The following is a 634-nucleotide window of genomic DNA, read 5'->3' as shown; positions in this document are numbered from 1 at the left end:
TTAACAGGTACTGCTCTTTTATTAGTAGTATTGGCATTATTCACATTATTTAGTTACAAAGCGCCACAAGGTATGAAGGCGATGGGAGGACTTGCAAGTGCTGCATGTGCAAGTTTCTTAGTTGAAGCTTTCCACTTCTCATTCTTTGGTGAAGTTTTAGGAAGCGACTTCTTATTAAAAGTTGGTTCAGCTAACGGTTCATTAGGTGGGGTTGCTGCTGCGACTTTAGTTCCTTTAGCATTAGGTGTTTCACCAGTTTATGCAGTAATGATAGGTTTAACTTGTTTAAACTTTAAAATATTACCTGGTTTCATAGCAGGATACTTAGTATCATTTGTTGTTAAGTACTTAGAAAAGAAAATACCTGCTGGTCTTGATTTAATAGTTATAATAGTAGTTGCTACTCCATTAGCATTTGGTATAGGTGAATTCACTAGTCCAATAGTTAACGGTACTTTAGAAACTATAGGTTCAGTTTTAATATCAGCTTCAACTGCTTCTCCAATTCTTATGGGGATAATACTTGGAGGTTTAATAACTGTTGTTGCTACTGCTCCACTTAGTTCTATGGCTTTAACTGCTATGATAGGATTAACTGGTGCTCCAATGGCTATAGGTGCTTTATCAGTATTTG

Annotated in this window: 1 protein-coding gene; it reads left to right on the top strand. The window is 36.1% G+C overall.

The window, feature by feature from the left end; translation table 11 throughout:
- The coding region (locus ACI48P_RS22280; RefSeq protein WP_475219658.1) for a PTS sugar transporter subunit IIC at window positions 1–634 on the top strand (634 nt) is incomplete at both ends.

This window comes from Romboutsia sp. LXY-2, assembly GCF_056171995.1.
Note: the sequence above shows the minus strand (reverse complement) of the source record. Positions and strands in the feature narration are given on the sequence as shown.